A 16,743-nucleotide genomic window follows, 5' to 3' on the forward strand; every position below is an offset into this window, starting at 1 on the left:
GCCGGATGCGTTCCCCGGGGAGATTGTACCCGCATCCTGCGGCGACCCGGCCGGCGGCGCCTGCCACCGGCGAGCAAATGTCGGCATTTGCCATGCCTGCGCCTTGTTTTCCCTGTTCGTTCCCGGTTGACGCGGTGGGGCGAAGCCCGATACACCGCATCTCTCCAAGGTCCGGGGTATAGCGCAGCCTGGTAGCGCATCTGCTTTGGGAGCAGAGGGTCGCAAGTTCGAATCTTGCTGCCCCGACCAACCTCTCGTTCCGCCCAGTGGGCGGGAACCGCGAGCCGGCAGGTCCGGTTGGCGCCGCGCCGGGATCCCGGCCGTTTCGAACAATCCCGACAATTCCGGACAGAAATTTTCAAGGAACCGTCGTCATTCAGGGCGATTTTTGTCGGGTCCGACGGCTCTTGCCGCCGACTGCGGCCGAATCCTCAGGATCGAGGGCTTTGCCGAGTTGACTTCGGCCGGCGAACCAATGAATAACCGGGGATGAGTGGCAGCGCGCGCGGGAGCAGTGCGAGGATGCCGAAGATGTCGCGTCACGGGACTTTCGCGAAAGCGGGCCTGCCGGCGCAATGTTCCGAGCAAGGGTTCTGACCATGGTCGCACGCATCTATTCCCCGGCGAAGACTGCCACCCAGTCGGGTCGAGGCAAGGCCCATGACTGGGTGCTTGAATTCGTGCCGGAACAGGCGCGCTCCATTGAGCCGCTGATGGGCTACACGTCCTCCACCGACATGAAGCAGCAGGTGCGGCTTCGCTTCGAAACGCAGGACGAGGCGATCGCCTATGCCAAGAAGAACGGCATCGCCTACCGGGTCGAGGTCCAGCGTGAGCGCCGCGTTCCGAAGATCGCTTATTCCGACAATTTCAAATTCGACCGCTACATGCCCTGGACGCACTGAGCGTCCGGTTCGAACAATCCTGACCGCGCGGCCTTGCCGGTCGCGCGCCCGCGCCGCGGGCGGTTTCCCGCCGCCGCGACGCCGACGGCCCCGTAGCTCAGCTGGATAGAGCACCGGCCTTCTAAGCCGATGGTCGCAGGTTCAAGTCCTGCCGGGGTCGCCAGTTTTCCTCTGCCTCATCCGCTATTCGGCCGCATCGCGGCGTGGAAGAACCCAGCCGGCTCGCGGAAAATGGCAGGTGTAGCCGTTGGGAAAGCGCTCCAGATAGTCCTGGTGCTCGGGTTCGGCCTCCCAAAAATCCCCGACCGGCTCGACCTCGGTCACGACCTTGCCCGGCCACAGACCGGACGCCTCGACATCCGCGATCGTGTCCTGCGCGATCCGCTTCTGCTCGTCGGACGTGTAGTAGATGGCGGAACGGTAGGACGGACCAATGTCGTTGCCCTGCCGGTTGCGGGTGGTGGGATCGTGGATCTGGAAGAAGAATTCCAGCAGCCTGCGATAGTTCGTGACCTGCGGATCGAAGATGATCTCGATCCCCTCGGCGTGGCTGCCGTGATTGCGGTACGTCGCGTTCGGCACATCGCCGCCCGTATAGCCGACGCGGGTCGCAAGGACACCGGGCAGGGCGCGGATCAGGTCCTGCATGCCCCAGAAGCAGCCTCCAGCCAGAACAGCGCGCTCGTTCATCATGCGTCCTCCAGAAGGTTGCGGAAGGTCCCGAACTCTTGCAAGTGTCGGGCATGCCTTCAAGTATAGGGCAAGGTGGCCGGGTGGGAAGGCCACGGGCATTATGCCCGTCCCGCCCTGTCCCTTTGCCGGCCCGGCCGAACCGGGCGAGGGAGACCCCTGTCCGGCGGGGCCTGATGCCCCTGATCAAGTGGCGAAAAGCTGGTCCATGTTGGCAAACGCCTTCAGCTCGACCGCATTGCCGGCCGGATCGGTGAAGAACATCGTTGCCTGCTCGCCGGGCTGCCCCTTGAAGCGGATATAGGGCTCGATGACGAAGTCGACACCGGCCGCGGTCAGCCGGTCGGCCATCTGCTGCCACTCGTCCATCGCCATAACGAGACCGAAATGGCGCACCGGCACTCCGTGTCCGTCGACCGCGCTCGTCGCACCCTTGCCGGTTTCCCCCGGTGCGAGATGGGCAACGATCTGGTGGCCGTAGAAGTCGAAATCCACCCAGTCGGGGGAACTGCGGCCCTCGCGGCAGCCGAGAAGCCCCTTGTAGAAGGCGCGGGCGGCCTCGAGATCGTCGACCGGAAAAGCGAGATGGAAGGGGCGAATGGCACGGTCCGTCATGGTCAGCTCCTGAAATGAATCGATCACGGCACCCTATCAACGCCCTCTCATAATTGATAACTGTATGTTGTGAGGCTGAGGCAAACAAAAGCTTATGAATGATCGCTGAACTCAAGACCCTCGTCGCCGTGGCGCGACACGGCACCTTTGCAGCTGCAGGCGAGCGGATCGGCCTGACGCAGGCTGCCGTCAGCGGCCAGATGAAGCGGCTGGAGGAGAAGCTCGGCCAGCGCCTGTTCGACCGGACGGGCCGTTCCGCCACGCTGAACGAAACCGGGCGACGGGTGCTCGCGCGCGCCGGAGAACTGCTGGCTCTGGCTGACAGCCTGGCCGAGCCCATGGATCTTTCCAGACAGCACGGATGCCTGCGTATCGGGGCGATAGTCTCCACCCAGCCGACGCTGGTGCGCCGGGCGCTGACCGGGTTTCATCGGGCCTGCCCGGGGTATCGGGTGCAGGTGATCCCGGGCCTGTCCCTCGACCTGCTTGACCGGCTCGATGCCGGCGAACTGGATCTGGCGGTGATCATCCGGCCGGGTTTTGGCCTGCCGCAGGATGTCGCCTGGGAACCCCTGGTGCGGGAGCCGTTCGTTCTGGCCGTGCCGCCGGACTGGCCGGACACGGACTGGCGGACGAGCGCTGCGACCCGGCCGTTCCTCAGATACAGCCGCCACTCCTTCGGCGGACGCCAGGTCGAGCGGTTCCTTGATCAGCAGGGGGTAAGCGTCAATGACTGGGCCGAACTCGACGACATTCCGGCGCTGCTGACGATGGTGGCCAACGGACTGGGCGTGGCGATCGTACCGCAGTCAGAGGCTTACATGGGCTATTTCGGCGAGGTTCGCACGGTGTCGCTGGAGGCTCCGGACTTCGCGCGGGAGATCGGCGTTGCCGGCCCGATGGCACGGGACGAGGTCGTTGCCCTGATGATCGGAGAGTGCCGGAGAGCACTGTGAGGGAATTGCTTGCGCCTCAAAAGTCGAGGGGAGCGTTGTCGATCACTTCCTTCATGACGAAGAAGGTGCGGGTCTGGCGGGTGCCGGGCAGGGCGATCAGTTTTTCGCCGTGCAACCGGTTGAAATCCGCCATGTCGCGCACCCGGATCTTGAGGAAGTAGTCGAAATCCCCGGCCACCAGGTGGCAGTCGAGCACGAAGCTCAGCTTGCGCACGGCATGCTCAAACTCGGTAAAGCTTTCCGGCGTCGATCGGTCGAGCACCACCCCGACCATGACCAGCGCGCCGCGGCCGACCTTGTCCGGCGCGACCATGGCGCGAACCTGTGGGATGTAGCCCTCGGCCAGCAGCCTCTGGGTGCGGCGGTGGCAAGTGGCGGGAGAGGTGTTGGTGCGCAGCGCCAGTTCGGCATTGGTCAGGCGCCCGTCTTCCTGCAGGAGCTTCAGAATCCTGAGATCGGTTCGGTCGAGTGGGGATGATGTGGTGGAATCTTTCATCTTTTCCAACTTGGTTGCTCTATGAATTCATTCTTTTTCATAATGTATCATATTCACCTCACACAGCACCTCTATTTCGAGAGTACATTTCAGGGAAGAATTGCTAGCGTTTTCGGCATCGAACACTCCTGCCGAGGACAGACATGCTGGACAAATTTGAACGTTATCCGCTGACATTCGGGCCGACCCATATCGAGAAGCTCGACCGTCTTGGCGCGCATCTGGGCGGCAAGGTCGAGATCTACGCCAAGCGCGAGGACTGCAATTCCGGCCTTGCCTATGGCGGCAACAAGCTTCGCAAGCTCGAGTACATCATCCCCGATGCAATCCGGAGCGGCGCGGACACGCTCGTTTCCATCGGTGGCGTGCAGTCCAACCACACCCGCATGATCGCCGCCGTCGCGGCCAAGATCGGGTTCAAGTGCCGGCTGGTCCAGGAGAGCTGGGTGCCGCACGAGGATGCGGTCTACGACCGGGTCGGCAACATCATGCTGAGCCGGATCATGGGTGCGGACGTGCAGATGGTCGACGAGGGTTTCGACATCGGCATCCGCAAGAGCTGGGAAGAGGCGCTGGCGGACGTGGAGGCGGGCGGTGGCAAGCCCTATGCGATCCCTGCCGGCGCGTCGGTGCACAAGTATGGCGGGCTCGGCTATGTCGGCTTTGCCGAGGAAGTGCGCGCGCAGGAGGCCGAACTTGGCTTCAAGTTCGACTATATCGTCGTGTGCACGGTGACCGGTTCGACCCATGCCGGCATGCTGGTCGGCTTTGCCGCGGATGGCCGCGCGCGCCAGGTGATCGGCATCGACGCATCCGCGACACCCGAGCAGACGAAGGCGCAAGTTTTGGAGATCGCGCGGCGCACGGCGGATCTGGTCGAGCTCGGCCGGCCGGTGAGCGAGGACGACGTGGTGCTGGTCGAGGACTATGCCTATCCGCTCTACGGCGTGCCGTCGGAGGAGACGAAGGAGGCGATCCGCGTCTGTGCCCGCCTGGAGGGGATGATCACCGACCCCGTCTACGAGGGCAAGTCCATGCAGGGCATGATGGACCTCGTCAAGAAGGGCTATTTCCCCGAAGGATCGAAAGTGCTCTACGCCCATCTCGGTGGCGCTCCCGCCCTCAACGGCTATGGCTACACGTTCCGCAACGGCTGACGACAGGGCGGCCGGTGTCACCACCGGTCGCCTTTGCCTCGACATCGACCGCCAGCACAACCTGAGGATGATTTCGACAAAAGGGATGAAAGCTTGCGATGCGGCAGCCTGTGCCGTGATGGCGGGTGCGGCATGCGGGCGACATCAAATGCGATATGGAGCTCCAGAAAACGTAGGGGTTCATGCCGGTCTTGGAAGCTTCCAGGTAGCTTCCCTGGAAGCGATTCTGCGCGGAACGACCGTGATTTTGCTTAAGGGAAATCACTATCATATTGAAAGAAAGTCAGTTTTTACAGTTAACTGAAAGTTATAAATATCGCCCGTAAGTTGCGATCAGGCCGCATTCCAGTTCAGAGCATGCCGGGGAGGGGAGACATTTAACCCAGGCTCGTCTTTTGGACGAAAGGAAAAGCCATGTTTCGCTTTGGTGGGCGCAAGGTATCGGAATCCGAGGCCATTCGCATTGCGCTGGACAAGTCACAGGCACGCATCGAATTTTCCGCTGACGGAACCATTATCGACGCCAACCAGAACTTTCTCGACGCGCTCGGCTACAGGCTCGACGAGATTGCCGGCAATCATCATTCGATGTTTGTCGACAAGGACTATGCCAAGAGTTCCGACTACCGGGAATTCTGGAAACGGCTGGGGCGCGGGGAATTTCAGGCCGGACAGTTCAAGCGCTTCGACAAGGAGGGGGACGTCGTCTGGATCGAGGCGTCCTACAATCCGATCCTCGCCGCGAACGGCAGCGTCCTCAAGATCATCAAGTTTGCCACCGACGTGACGTCCTCGACGATCGAGGCGGCGGAGATGAAGGGGCAGGTGGAGGCGATCAACAAGGTCAGCGCCGTCATTTCCTTCGATCTGGACGGAACGATCACGGATGCGAATCCGAACTTCCTGGGGGCGGTCGGCTATCGGCTGGAGGAGATCGTCGGCAATCATCACGGGATGTTCGTCGACGACGACTACCGCAAGAGCGCCGATTATAAGGAGTTCTGGCGGAAGCTGCGCAACGGCGAGTTCCAGGCCGGACAGTTCCGTCGCTACGGCAAGGATGGCAAGGAGATCTGGATCGAGGCCTCCTACAACCCGATCCTGACGCCTGACGGCAAGCCCTACAAGATCATCAAGTTCGCCACCGACATCACCGCACAGATGAAGCTGCTGCAGAACCTGCAGGAGCTGATTCACAAGAATTTCGCGGATGTGGAGATGGCGTTGTCGCGCACCGACAGTCAGGCCGAAACCGTTGCCGGGGCCGCGGACCAGACCTCCGATCACGTGCAGGCGCTGGCCTCGAGCGCCGAGGAGTTGGCCTCCTCGATTGCTGAAATCTCCCAGAACATGTCCCGATCCCGCGTCGCGACCGAAAGTGCCGCCGAGCATGCGAAGGCGGCCGAGGCGGCGACCGAGAAGCTCGTCAGCGCGGCGACGGCGATGGGCGGGATCGTTGGTCTCATCCAGGACATTGCCGGCCAGATCAATCTTCTGGCGCTGAATGCCACGATCGAATCGGCGCGCGCCGGCGAGGCCGGCCGCGGCTTTGCCGTGGTGGCCAGCGAGGTTAAGAACCTTGCCGGGGAGGCGGCCAAGGCCACCGACCAGATCGCCCGCGAGATCGATGGCGTGCAGACCGTCACCAGCGACGTGGTGATGACGCTGGAAAACATTCGAGGGGCGGTCGATACGGTCTTCGGTCAGGTGGCCGCCGCAGCGTCCGCGGTGGAGGAACAGAGCGTTGTCACCAACGGCATGTCGGAAAGCATGCATCAGGTCGCGGCTTCGGTGGGAGCGATTTCCGGTTCGATCACCGAGATCGGCGATGCGGTGACGCAGATCGACGTCGCCTTCAAGAAGACCAAGGAAGCGGCCACGGTCCTTGCAAGATAGCGACCCTGCGCTTTCTCCTGCTGCGATCATCCCCCGCTGCAATCGTCAGTGGGTGGTGCCGTTGCCGAGATAGGTGCGGATGTCGGACTCGCTCGTGGTCGGGCGGCCGAAGAGATAACCCTGGGCGAGGTCGCAGCCGTTCTCCTGCAGGAAGGCGAGTTGTTCCAGCGTCTCGATGCCTTCGGCCACGACATCCATGCCAAGCGATTTGGCCAGGCTGATGACGGTGCGCACGATGACAGCGTCGTCGGGGTCGGTCTCGACATCGCGGACAAACGACTGATCGATCTTCAGCCGATCCACCTGGATGCGCTTCAGGTGGGCGAGCGAGGCGTAGCCGGTGCCGAAATCGTCCAGTGCGATGCGGGTGCCAAGTCGCCGCAATTCGCGCAGGGTCAGGGCGATGCGCTCGGCAAAGCGCCCGAAGATGACGGTCTCCGTCACCTCGACCTCGAGCCGCTCGGCCGGCAACCCGTGCTCTTTCAGCATTGCCGCGACGGTGGCGGCGAAGTCGGGTTCGCGCAGCTGCGCGGCGGAGACATTGACCGAGATCGTGCCGTGGTCGAATCCGGCATCGGAGAGCAGTCTTGCAAGGCGCAGCGTGCGGCGCAGGAGCACAAGGCCGAGGGGCACGGCGAGACCTGTCTCCTCCGACAGGGGGATGAACTCCGCCGGCGAGATCGGCTGGCCGTCCAACGTCCAGCGGGCGAGCGCCTCGAAGCCCTTGTGGAGGCGGCTGCTCGCCTCGACGATCGGCTGGAAGGCGATGCACAGCTCGTCGGCGGCGATGGCCGCGCGCAACGCCTCGGCAAGACGCCTGCGACGCTCGCGCACGGCGCTTAGTGCCGGCGAGAAGAACGTGTAGGTCTGCCGGCCTGCAGCCTTGGCCTCGAACAGGGCAATGTCTGCATGTTTCAAGAGCGTGTTGGGCGTCTGGCCGTCACGGGGGAAAATCACCGCGCCAAGCGAGACGCTGGTCGACAGGTCGCGGCCTTCGATGCGGACATCCTGTGACAGGCGCGCACTGATGCGGCCGATCACCCTGCGGACCGTGTCCTCGTCGTCGGCCTGGCCGAGAACCACGACGAACTCGTCGCCGCCGATCCGCGCGACGATGTCGGAGGGGCTGACGCATTCGCCCAGCCGCGCGGCAGTGGCGCGCAGGAAGCGGTCGCCGGCATCGTGCCCGAGCGTGTCGTTGATGTCCTTGAAATGATCGAGGTCGAGGAGGATCAAGGCGCCGGAGCGGCCATCCTCCAGCCGCTGACGCAGCGCGTCGTCGAGACGGCGGCGCAAAAGGGCGCGATTGGCGAGCCCGGTGAGCTCGTCGCGCTCGGCGAGACGGCGGATTTCCTCGTCCTTGAGCCGCTGGTCGGTGACGTCGAGGATGACGCTGTGCCAGACGGTTTCTCCGTTTGCCTCGCGGCGTGGCAGTCCGCGGCCCTCAAGCCACTTGAACTTGCCGGAGGGGGTCGTCAGTCGCCAGATATAGTGCCAGGGGGTCAGGCTGCGGGCGGATTCAAGCACCGATTCCATCATCGGCGGCACGTCCTGGGGGTGAATCATGTTCCAGATCGGCGTCGGGTCGCTGTTGATCGCCTCCGCCGGCAGTTCCCAGATGCTCTGGCAGCCTGGCGTCATGTCGAAGATCTGGTGCACGCCGTCATTGCGCAACCGGTAGCGGAAGATGGCACCGGGGATGTTTTCCGCCAGGGCCCGGAACCTGGCCTCGCTCGCATGCAGGTCCGAATAGGCCTGCATCTGGGCGGTGACGTCGGTGATGGTGATGTTCCAGGCGTCGTTCGGCAGGTCGTGACGGGGCAGGCCGCGTCCGACCACCCATTTTTCCCGGCCGCTGCCGATGTCGATCCGCAGGGTCGCCGTCCACTCTTCGCGCATGCGGGCACCGCCGCGCAGCCGGTCGATCACATGCGGCAGATCGTCGGGATGCACGCGCGACCAGAGCTTGCCAAGGTCTCCGCCGACCTCCTGGGGATCCAGACCCCAGACCTCGGTACAACTCTCACTGATATAGTCCACGACATAGGTTCCGTCCGGCCCGCGCGACACGCGCATGACGACGAAGGGCAGGGGATTGGCCAGCATCAGGCGGGCAGCCGGATTGTCCAGGGCCCGCGCCCTGGCGGCGCTGCGTCGTGTCGGTCGGAGCTGCGCTGGCGGCCGTTTCAATATCCCTGTCCGGTTGCTTGCGCCGCCCCTCCTGCCCATGAAACGCACCGGCCGGCGACGACGCTGACGAGTCAGACGTCTGTCGTATACGTAAAAGTGTAGTTCCAACTTCGGCTTAATGGAAATTGATATTTCTACCGTCGTCCACTGGGAGATCAGAGTATGGTATACGCCGTGCGATACTTAAAACTATTCGAAAATTAATATAAACTTCTCGGAAGGATTTTTTGCCGATGGTTAAATAGCGGAGGTCGTTTGAAATCTTTGCGGCCGGAAGCTTGTCATCTCTCGTGGGCGGACGGTCCGGCTGCCTGGTGCCGCAACCGGACCGGAATTCATCCGCCGTTACCCTGGTTCGAAGTTTGCTCCCAAGCCTGCCGCTCAGAAGCTGACGCCTTCGTCGGCGAAGAAGGGGTAGGGACCGGCGAACTTCTCGACATAAGCGAGATGGCTGACCACACCGCTGTCACGGGTGTGGTGATGCATGAAGAACGCCGGCGGCTCCATGATGAATTCGCCCTCGCCCTTGTCGAGTATGTCGAGATGGACCTGATGGCCGGTGCTGGGCGCCAGTGTCATCACCGTTCCGCCGACCGCTGCGATGATCGTGCGATGGATATGGCCGCACATGACGCGCGCCACGTGGCTGTGACGCGAGATGACGCCGGCAAAGGCGGCGGCATCCTTCAGGCCGATGCGGTCCATGTGGGCAATGCCGGTCAGTGCCGGCGGGTGGTGCAGGGCAACCAGCGTCGGGCGGTCGCTTTCGGCCAGCGTGCGATCAAGCCAGGCGATCTGCGCCTCGCCGAGTTCGCCATGCGGGGCACCCGGGACGGCGCTGTCGAGGGCGACCAGGCGGACATCGCCGATGTCGACCGCGTAGTGCATCTTGCCGTTCTCGCCCTCGTGGATCGGGCCGACCCCGCTCAGGCTCTCGCGCATCAGCTTGACGGAATCGTGATTGCCAGGAAGCACGTAGACCGGGGCCTTGAGCCGCGACAGCAGGCGCTGAACGCCGGCATATTCGCGTTCATCCGGGGTGTCGCCGAGATCGCCGGTGACGACGATGGCGTCGGGCTGCGGATCGAAGGCGTTGAGCGCCTCGATGGCGCGCCGGGCGAGCATGTTGGTTTCGCTGACCCGGTAGCAGGCAAGCCCGCGCGGGCGAATGTGCAGGTCGGTGATCTGTGCGATCAGGGTCATCGGTCTCTCCGTCTTGGGGCGCACATGCCGGCGCAGTGTCCTGATTTAGCGAAACTGCCCGGCACAGGCGAGGGAAGAAAGCATCGACCGGGCTCCGGATGCGTGCGACCGGTGCCCGGGGTCAACAGAATGGTTGCGGGATGCGCGCGGAAGGTTTCCCTTTCGCGCGCGCTCATGTAGGAAGCGCGCGGGGGTGTTGGCGCTTGCCGTGGCAGGCCGCATTAGCAGGCGAATTTGACATGAGCGAAACGACTGCCGGGCAATCCACAGAGGCTTTCGCCGGGCCCGGTGCGCGCTGGCTGCGGACGGTCGGGCATCGCGGCCTCGCACCGCTGATGTTGCTCGCGCTTTCGCTTGCCTTCTTCCTGCCCGGTCTTGCGCAGGTGCCGCCGCTCGACCGGGACGAGCCGCGATTCGCCCAGGCCACCAAACAGATGGTGGAAAGTCACGATTTCATCGACATCCGTTTCCAGGACGAGGCCCGGCACAAGAAGCCGGTCGGCATCTACTGGCTGCAATCCGCCGCCGTCGAGGCGAGCGGCCTGGGTTCGAAGGCCCCCATCTGGGTCTATCGGCTGCCCTCGCAGATCGGCGCGATCCTCGCCGTGCTCCTGACCTATTGGTGCGCTTGTCGCGGCGACCCTGCTGCTTGGGGTCGAGGCCCGGCTGGCCAAGACCGATGCGATGCTGCTCGCCACGATCCTGGCGGCGCAGGGTGCGCTGGCGCGCATCTGGCTCGACCGCGAGAGTGGACGCCATCCGCGCCTTGCCGCCGTCTTCTGGGTCGCTTTGGCGCTTTCCGTACTGATCAAGGGGCCGGTCGGCCCGATGGTCGTCGGCCTGGCGCTCATTGCTCTTTGCGCGGTGCAACGCCAGTTTTCCTGGCTGAAGCGGCTCTACCCGCTACAGGGGGGCATCGCGTTCGCGCTGATGGTGCTGCCCTGGTTTGTCGCGATCTATCTTCAGACCGACGGCGCCTTCTTCGACGAGGCGATCGGCAAGGACCTTCTGGCCAAGGTCGGCAGCGGGCAGGAGAGCCACGGGGCGCCGCCGCTCACACATCTGGCCGCAGCGCTCGTCACCTTCTGGCCGTTGCCGGCATTCGCCGTGCTGGCCCTGCCGACGCTGATGCGCTCGTTGAAGAGCCCGGTTGTGCTGTTTGCCCTGTGCTGGATCCTGCCGTCCTGGGCAGTGTTCGAACTGACGGCGACGAAGCTTCCCCATTACACGCTGCCGCTGCTGCCGACGATTGCCCTGGTTGCCGCCGTGCTGCTTTCGCGGCACTCGGAAGGCGAAACCCGCTCCCTTTCCAGGGCGTGGCGCTATGCCGCCGCCGGCCTGCTGGCCGTGCCGGTGGCGGGTGTCGTCGTGGCGAATTTCGCGGCCGGTCCGGTGCTGGGTACCTGGCCTTCGCCTCCCGGAGCGATGATCGCCGTGCTCGCGCTGCTGCCGGGACTTGCGGCAATGCGCCGGCTGGCCCGCGGGGCTGCCGCCGCCGCCCTGCCGCCGACGCTTGCCGCCGGCCTCTTGCTGATCGTCGCGACCTGGGGGTTTACCTTGCCGAGCCTGTCGCCAATGTGGATCAGCCCGCGACTTGCCGCGCAAGTCGGCACGGTCGCGGGGTGTGCGGATCCGCTGGTCGCCAATAGCGGCTTCAACGAGCCGAGCTATATTTTCCTGCAGGGCACGGACACGCGACCGCTTTCGGCGGTGGACACGGCCGCCTTCCTTCTGGAGGTGCCGCAGCCGGGCGCGACCGGACGCTGCCGGATCGCCGTCGTCGAGGGGCGTGAGGAAGCCGCCTTCCTCGCCGCGCTGGCCGAGAGCGGGCGCGCGAACGTCACTCCCGCAACGCGCATCCAGGGCTTCAACATCAATGGCGGCAAGAAACTGGATTTCGGCATCTACCGGGCCACGGATCTGAACGAATGAGCGAGACCGACAAGGACAGTGACGCAACCGCGACCGGCAGCGCCGGTCAGGGCGGGGAGCCGGCGACATCGCGGCTGCAGGCCAGGTTGCGGCGCGCGTTCGAGCGTGCCCGGGCCAACGCGGCGCGCATGAAGGCGCTGGTGGACGGGCGCAATGCGCGGGTCGCCAGCGCGACCCGGACGCTGCCGCCCGGTCATCGGCCGCAGGATGTCCTGGCGGTGCTGCTGCTGACGGTCGGTATTGCCGTCATCGCGCTGGATATCCCGACCTATCCCTGGCTGCGTTCGCTGCCGCAGGAGTACAAGGCGGCCTTCTCGGCGATCACGGATCTTGGCAAGGGCCACTGGATCCTGTGGAGCACCGGTCTCTACTGTTTGCTGACGCTGGCGCTCGACTGGGATGCGATGCGCTTCCGGATGCGCATGGCGCTTGGCACCGTTTGGACCTTTGCCGCCTACATCTTCGCGGCGGTGGCGGCGAGCGGTGTTGCGGTTCTGCTGCTGAAATGGGTGCTCGGCCGGGCGCGGCCAAAGCTCTACGAGATGGTCGGCCCGGTGCATTTCGACGTCTTCGCCTTCAAGGGTGCCTATACGAGCTTTCCCTCCGGCCATTCGACGACGGTTGCCGCCTATGCGACCGCGCTGGCGCTGATCTTTCCAACTTATCGCTGGCTGATCATCGTGTGCGCCTTCTGGATCGCCTTCAGCCGCATCATGGTCGGGGCCCATTATCCCAGCGACGTGATCGCCGGCACGCTGCTGGGCATGAGCGTGGCGCTGGTCGTCGGACGCTGGATGGCGCGACGGCGCATCGGCTTCGTCTTCGACGAGGCCGGCAGCATCCGCCCGATCATCGGCCGGACAGGCGCCCGGCTCGGTGCCAGGGCGCTGTTGCGCGCACTGACCGGAAAGCGCCCGGTCACCGGCGCTGCCCCCCTCACGCCGGCCGCCGGGGCGCGGCATGACATTCAGGACACACTACAATGAGCGCCGCCGAGCCCGAGATTTCCGTCATCGTCCCGGCAAAGGACGAGCGCGACAACCTGGGCGAGTTGATTGCGGAGATCGCCGTCGCGCTTGACGGACGGCTCTTCGAGATCATCGTCGTCGACGATGGATCGGGCGATGGCACGGCCGGTTATCTGGCGGAACTCGCGCAACAGGCTCCCTATCTGCGGGGGTTGCGTCACGAGGTGGCCTGCGGGCAGAGCGCTTCGGTGCGCTCGGGGCTGCATGCCGCGCGCGGGCGCATCGTCGTCACCATCGACGGCGACGGCGAGAACGACCCTGCCTATATTCCGGCGCTGCTCGAAGCGCTTGAGGCGGCGGGGCCCGGCGTCGCGCTGGCGGCGGGCCAGCGCACCGGACGCAAGGCGAGTTGGGCCAAACGCCAGGCCTCGCGCCTTGCCAACGGGCTGCGGGGGCGTCTGCTGAGGGACCAGACGCGCGACTCTGGCTGCGGGCTGAAGGCCGTTCGGCGCGAGGTCTTCCTGCTTCTGCCCTATTTCGACAGCTGGCATCGTTTCCTGCCGGCGCTGGTTCTGCGCGAGGGGCATGGCGTGACCCATGTCGATATCGTCGACCGGCAGCGCCGCCACGGCAGCTCGAAATACGGGATCTTCGACCGCGCGCTGATCGGCATCCTCGATCTTTATGGCGTCTGGTGGCTGCGCCGGCGCCGTCGCAGGGTGCCGCAGGTGACGCGGGTTGCGGGCTTCCAGGGCTCCGCCCCGACGAATGTGGCAACAGGCAAGGAGTGAGCGCCGTGCTGAACGATCTTCTCGCCTGGCTCTATCTGGTCTTCATCGAGCGTTTCGACGGATGGGTGGCGCTCGGCTTTGTCGCCCAGGCGATGTTCATGATGCGCTTCGTGGTGCAATGGATCGCATCGGAGCGGGTCGGCCGTTCGATCGTTCCGGTCGCTTTCTGGTTCTTTTCGGTCGCCGGCGGCGGACTGCTGCTCGTCTACGCGATCCAGGCGGGCGATCCGGTGTTCATCGCCGGGCAGGGGCTCGGACTGGTGATCTATTTCCGCAATCTGTGGCTGATCTTCCGCGAGAAGCGCAAGGATCCGAACATCTGAAGCGCCATCGGGGGGCTTGCTTCCAGGGTCGATGAAAAGCGGGGAAGGGACGGCGCGGAATGGCGCCGTCCCTTTTGTCTCAACCCTTGAGGGCGGCGAAGCCCGCTTCCAGGTCTCCGCGGATGTCGGCGACATCCTCCAGGCCGATATGCAGGCGGATGCTCGGTCCGCCCTCGGGCAGGGGCGTTGCCGTGCGCGCGCCCTTGAGGCGGACGGGGATCGCCAGGCTCTCGAACCCGCCCCAGGAATAGCCGAGCCCGAACAGCTTCAGCGCGTCGAGGAAGGCGTGGCTCTGCTCGAGGCTGACGCTGTCGATGAAATCGAAGGCGAAGAGGCCGCAGGCGCCGGTGAAGTCCCGTTTCCAGATGGCATGGCCCGGGTCTTCGGGCAGCGCCGGATGACGGACGCGCGCGACCTCGGGCCGCGTCTGCAGCCAGCGCGCGATCTCCAGGCCGCTGGCCATGTGATGGCGCAGGCGCACGTCCATGGTGCGCAGCCCGCGCAGGCCGAGGAAGACATCGTCCGGCCCGACATGCAGGCCGAGCGCGCCATAGGTCTCGACGAGCCCGTCAAGGGCACGGGGGCTGGCGGCGACGGTGCCCAGCATCGCGTCCGAGTGGCCGACCAGATACTTGGTTCCGGCCTGGATCGACAGGTCGACGCCGTGCTCGATGGCGCGGAAGAAGCAGGCGGTCGCCCAGGTGTTGTCCATCAGCACGAGCGCGCCGGCGGCATGCGCCACCTCGGCGATCGCGGGAATGTCCTGCATCTCGAAAGTCAGAGAGCCCGGGGCCTCGGTCATCACCGCCTTGGTGTTCGGTTTGAACAGGGCGGCGATGCCCGCGCCGATCGTCGGGTCGTAATAGTCGACGTCGATGCCCAGGCGCCGAAGCGTCGTCTCGGCAAGGTTCCGGGTCGGGCCGTAGGCGCTGTCGGTGATCAGTACATGGTCGCCGGAGGACAGGCACGAGAGCAGGGCGAGCGAGATCGCGGCAAGGCCGGAGGGAGCGAGCCTGGCGCCGGCCGCGCCCTCGATCTCGGTGACGGCGTCCTCAAGGGCGTTGGTGGTCGGATTGCCGCGTCGCGCGTAGTGGAAGGGCTGCGCGCCTGTGAGCATCGTCTTGCTGTCGGGAAACAGGACAGTCGAGGCATGAACCACCGGCGGGTTCACGAAACCATGGAAATCTTCCGGCTTTCGGCCCGCATGCGTCAGGCGTGTCGCAAGACCTCGCGCCGGGTTGGAGTGGGACGCGGACATCTAGACCCTTTCGGAGTTTCTGACTGGATTTTCGCGTTGCGAAAAGTTTTTCACAAATCGTGCCTTACTGTGCGTCGGCCTCTTGACCCATAGCGATAAATGCCATCGAATGCACCCATGAGATGACGGTGGTATCTTCGACGATCACAGAAAAACCAAGATCGCGAGGACGCCGGGAGGGGGTATTCCAGTGTCGACACTGCTTCTTGATGTTGATCGGGGCGGAGTCTGCACAACATGGTCGCATCCTGTATCCCAGACGCGTGATCTCGAAAAAACCCAGAATAAACAGGGCAAAAGAGAAGGCTGCATAACCATGACGCATAAATTCCTTCCGATCGTGCTCGGCGCGGCGCTTGGCTTGACCGCCACCGCCGCTTCCGCTGCGACGCTCGATGACGTGAAGGCCAAGGGCTTCCTGCAGTGCGGCTCGAACACCGGTCTTGCCGGTTTCGCCGCTCCGGACGACAAGGGCGAGTGGAACGGCCTCGACGTCGACACGTGCCGCGCCATCGCTGCGGCGATCTTCGACGATCCGAACGCGGTCAAGTTCACGCCGCTGACGGCCAAGGAGCGCTTCACGGCGCTGCAGACCGGCGAAGTCGACGTTCTGGTGCGCAACACGACCTGGACGATGAGCCGCGACACGACGCTCGGCCTCAACTTCACGGGTGTGAACTACTATGACGGCCAGGGCTTCATGGTCCGCAAGTCGCTCGACGTTTCCTCGGCGCTCGAGCTGTCCGGCGCCTCGGTCTGCGTGCAGACCGGCACCACCACCGAGCTGAACCTGACGGACTACTTCAAGGCCAACGGGATGGACTACAACCCGGTGGTGTTCGAGAAGCTCGAGGAGGTCAACGCCGCCTACGACGCCAATCGTTGCGACGTCTACACGACCGACGCCTCGGGCCTCTACTCGATCCGCCTGCAGCTCACCAACCCGGGCGACCACATCGTGCTTCCGGAGATCATCTCCAAGGAGCCGCTCGGGCCGGCAGTGCGCCAGGGCGACGACCAGTGGTTCAACCTCGTGAAGTGGGTCCACAACGCGATGCTCAATGCTGAGGAGCTCGGTGTCACCTCGGCCAATGTCGAGGAGATGAAGGGTTCCGAAAACCCGAACATCCGTCGTCTGCTCGGTGTCGAAGGCCAGTTCGGCGAGGCCATCGGCCTCAGCAACGACTGGGCCGCGCGCATCATCAAGCATGTTGGCAACTACGGCGAAGCATTCGACCGCAATGTCGGTCCGGATACTCCGCTTGGCATCGCCCGCGGCGTGAACGCGCTGTGGTCGAAGGGTGGCCTGCAGTACGCACCGCCGATCCGCTGATCCGCGAGAACTGACCGGCCCGGCGCATGA

Annotated in this window: 16 protein-coding genes and 2 tRNA genes; 11 read left to right on the forward strand and 7 right to left on the reverse strand. The window is 64.5% G+C overall.

The window, feature by feature from the left end; translation table 11 throughout:
* Positions 1 to 172 precede the first annotated feature (172 nt).
* The 3 genes from RBB46_RS16975 to RBB46_RS16985 all read left to right on the forward strand — a co-directional run bounded on the left by RBB46_RS16975 (position 173) and on the right by RBB46_RS16985 (position 1,068).
* Positions 173 to 249: transfer RNA gene (locus tag RBB46_RS16975), tRNA-Pro, on the forward strand.
* 350 nt (positions 250 to 599) lie between these two features.
* Positions 600 to 905, forward strand: coding sequence for an ETC complex I subunit (locus tag RBB46_RS16980; RefSeq protein ID WP_306030195.1), 306 nt, complete (start codon positions 600 to 602; stop codon positions 903 to 905).
* A gap of 86 nt (positions 906 to 991) precedes the next feature.
* Positions 992 to 1,068 (forward strand) — tRNA-Arg (locus RBB46_RS16985).
* 20 nt (positions 1,069 to 1,088) lie between these two features.
* Here RBB46_RS16985 and msrA read toward each other — a convergent pair.
* Together msrA and RBB46_RS16995 are read right to left on the reverse strand one after the other, a co-directional pair.
* Positions 1,089 to 1,595: a peptide-methionine (S)-S-oxide reductase MsrA gene (msrA, locus tag RBB46_RS16990; protein WP_306030196.1), complete on the reverse strand. Its 507-nt coding sequence runs from the start codon at positions 1,593 to 1,595 to the stop codon at positions 1,089 to 1,091.
* A gap of 186 nt (positions 1,596 to 1,781) precedes the next feature.
* On the reverse strand, positions 1,782 to 2,210 hold the full coding sequence (locus RBB46_RS16995) for a VOC family protein (RefSeq protein ID WP_306030197.1): 429 nt from the start codon (positions 2,208 to 2,210) through the stop codon (positions 1,782 to 1,784).
* 98 nt (positions 2,211 to 2,308) lie between these two features.
* Here RBB46_RS16995 and RBB46_RS17000 point away from each other — a divergent pair, with 98 nt between their 5' ends.
* Positions 2,309 to 3,166, forward strand: a complete 858-nt coding sequence (locus RBB46_RS17000) for a LysR family transcriptional regulator (protein ID WP_306030198.1) — start codon at positions 2,309 to 2,311, stop codon at positions 3,164 to 3,166.
* A gap of 16 nt (positions 3,167 to 3,182) precedes the next feature.
* Here the strand turns inward: RBB46_RS17000 and RBB46_RS17005 are convergent, their stop codons facing one another.
* A complete protein-coding gene (locus RBB46_RS17005) occupies positions 3,183 to 3,662 on the reverse strand; it encodes an Lrp/AsnC family transcriptional regulator (protein ID WP_306030199.1) in 480 nt (159 codons plus the stop codon).
* A gap of 143 nt (positions 3,663 to 3,805) precedes the next feature.
* Between RBB46_RS17005 and RBB46_RS17010 the strand changes: the two genes are divergently transcribed.
* Both RBB46_RS17010 and RBB46_RS17015 read left to right on the forward strand, forming a co-directional pair.
* A complete protein-coding gene (locus RBB46_RS17010; RefSeq protein ID WP_306030200.1) occupies positions 3,806 to 4,819 on the forward strand; it encodes a 1-aminocyclopropane-1-carboxylate deaminase in 1,014 nt (337 codons plus the stop codon).
* 414 nt (positions 4,820 to 5,233) lie between these two features.
* Entirely contained in the window at positions 5,234 to 6,715 is a 1,482-nt protein-coding gene (locus tag RBB46_RS17015) for a PAS domain-containing methyl-accepting chemotaxis protein (protein WP_306030201.1), read from the forward strand.
* Between the two features lie 45 nt (positions 6,716 to 6,760).
* Here RBB46_RS17015 and RBB46_RS17020 read toward each other — a convergent pair whose 3' ends face one another.
* From RBB46_RS17020 to RBB46_RS17030, 3 genes are all read right to left on the reverse strand, one after another.
* Positions 6,761 to 8,905 carry an EAL domain-containing protein gene (locus RBB46_RS17020; protein ID WP_306030202.1) on the reverse strand — a complete coding sequence of 715 codons (2,145 nt, stop codon included), beginning with the start codon at positions 8,903 to 8,905 and terminating at the stop codon, positions 6,761 to 6,763.
* Positions 8,906 to 9,286: 381 nt separating this feature from the next.
* Entirely contained in the window at positions 9,287 to 10,108 is an 822-nt protein-coding gene (locus RBB46_RS17025; RefSeq protein ID WP_306030203.1) for a phosphodiesterase, read from the reverse strand.
* Positions 10,109 to 10,329: 221 nt separating this feature from the next.
* A complete protein-coding gene (locus tag RBB46_RS17030) occupies positions 10,330 to 10,626 on the reverse strand; it encodes a hypothetical protein (protein ID WP_306030204.1) in 297 nt (98 codons plus the stop codon).
* Between the two features lie 166 nt (positions 10,627 to 10,792).
* Between RBB46_RS17030 and RBB46_RS17035 the strand changes: the two genes are divergently transcribed.
* The 4 genes from RBB46_RS17035 to RBB46_RS17050 are packed head-to-tail and all read left to right on the forward strand — an operon-like array spanning position 10,793 to position 14,122.
* Complete coding sequence (locus tag RBB46_RS17035) at positions 10,793 to 12,040, forward strand: glycosyltransferase family 39 protein (RefSeq protein ID WP_306030205.1); 1,248 nt, start codon at positions 10,793 to 10,795, stop codon at positions 12,038 to 12,040.
* Positions 12,037 to 13,026, forward strand: a complete 990-nt coding sequence (locus RBB46_RS17040) for a phosphatase PAP2 family protein (protein WP_306030206.1) — start codon at positions 12,037 to 12,039, stop codon at positions 13,024 to 13,026. Before RBB46_RS17035 ends, RBB46_RS17040 begins: the two co-directional genes overlap by 4 nt.
* Positions 13,023 to 13,799, forward strand: a complete 777-nt coding sequence (locus RBB46_RS17045; RefSeq protein WP_306030207.1) for a glycosyltransferase family 2 protein — start codon at positions 13,023 to 13,025, stop codon at positions 13,797 to 13,799. Before RBB46_RS17040 ends, RBB46_RS17045 begins: the two co-directional genes overlap by 4 nt.
* A complete protein-coding gene (locus RBB46_RS17050) occupies positions 13,796 to 14,122 on the forward strand; it encodes a lipid-A-disaccharide synthase N-terminal domain-containing protein (RefSeq protein ID WP_306030208.1) in 327 nt (108 codons plus the stop codon). Before RBB46_RS17045 ends, RBB46_RS17050 begins: the two co-directional genes overlap by 4 nt.
* Positions 14,123 to 14,201: 79 nt before the next feature.
* On the opposite strand, the gene metC is transcribed toward RBB46_RS17050, so the two are convergent.
* On the reverse strand, positions 14,202 to 15,380 hold the full coding sequence (gene metC / locus RBB46_RS17055; RefSeq protein ID WP_306030209.1) for a cystathionine beta-lyase: 1,179 nt from the start codon (positions 15,378 to 15,380) through the stop codon (positions 14,202 to 14,204).
* A gap of 316 nt (positions 15,381 to 15,696) precedes the next feature.
* On the opposite strand from metC, the gene RBB46_RS17060 reads away from it, so the two are divergent.
* Entirely contained in the window at positions 15,697 to 16,713 is a 1,017-nt protein-coding gene (locus RBB46_RS17060; RefSeq protein WP_306030210.1) for an amino acid ABC transporter substrate-binding protein, read from the forward strand.
* Positions 16,714 to 16,743: the final 30 nt, after the last annotated feature.

It is taken from the genome of Stappia sp. MMSF_3263 (genome assembly GCF_030733745.1).
Classification (GTDB): Bacteria; Pseudomonadota; Alphaproteobacteria; order Rhizobiales; family Stappiaceae; genus Stappia.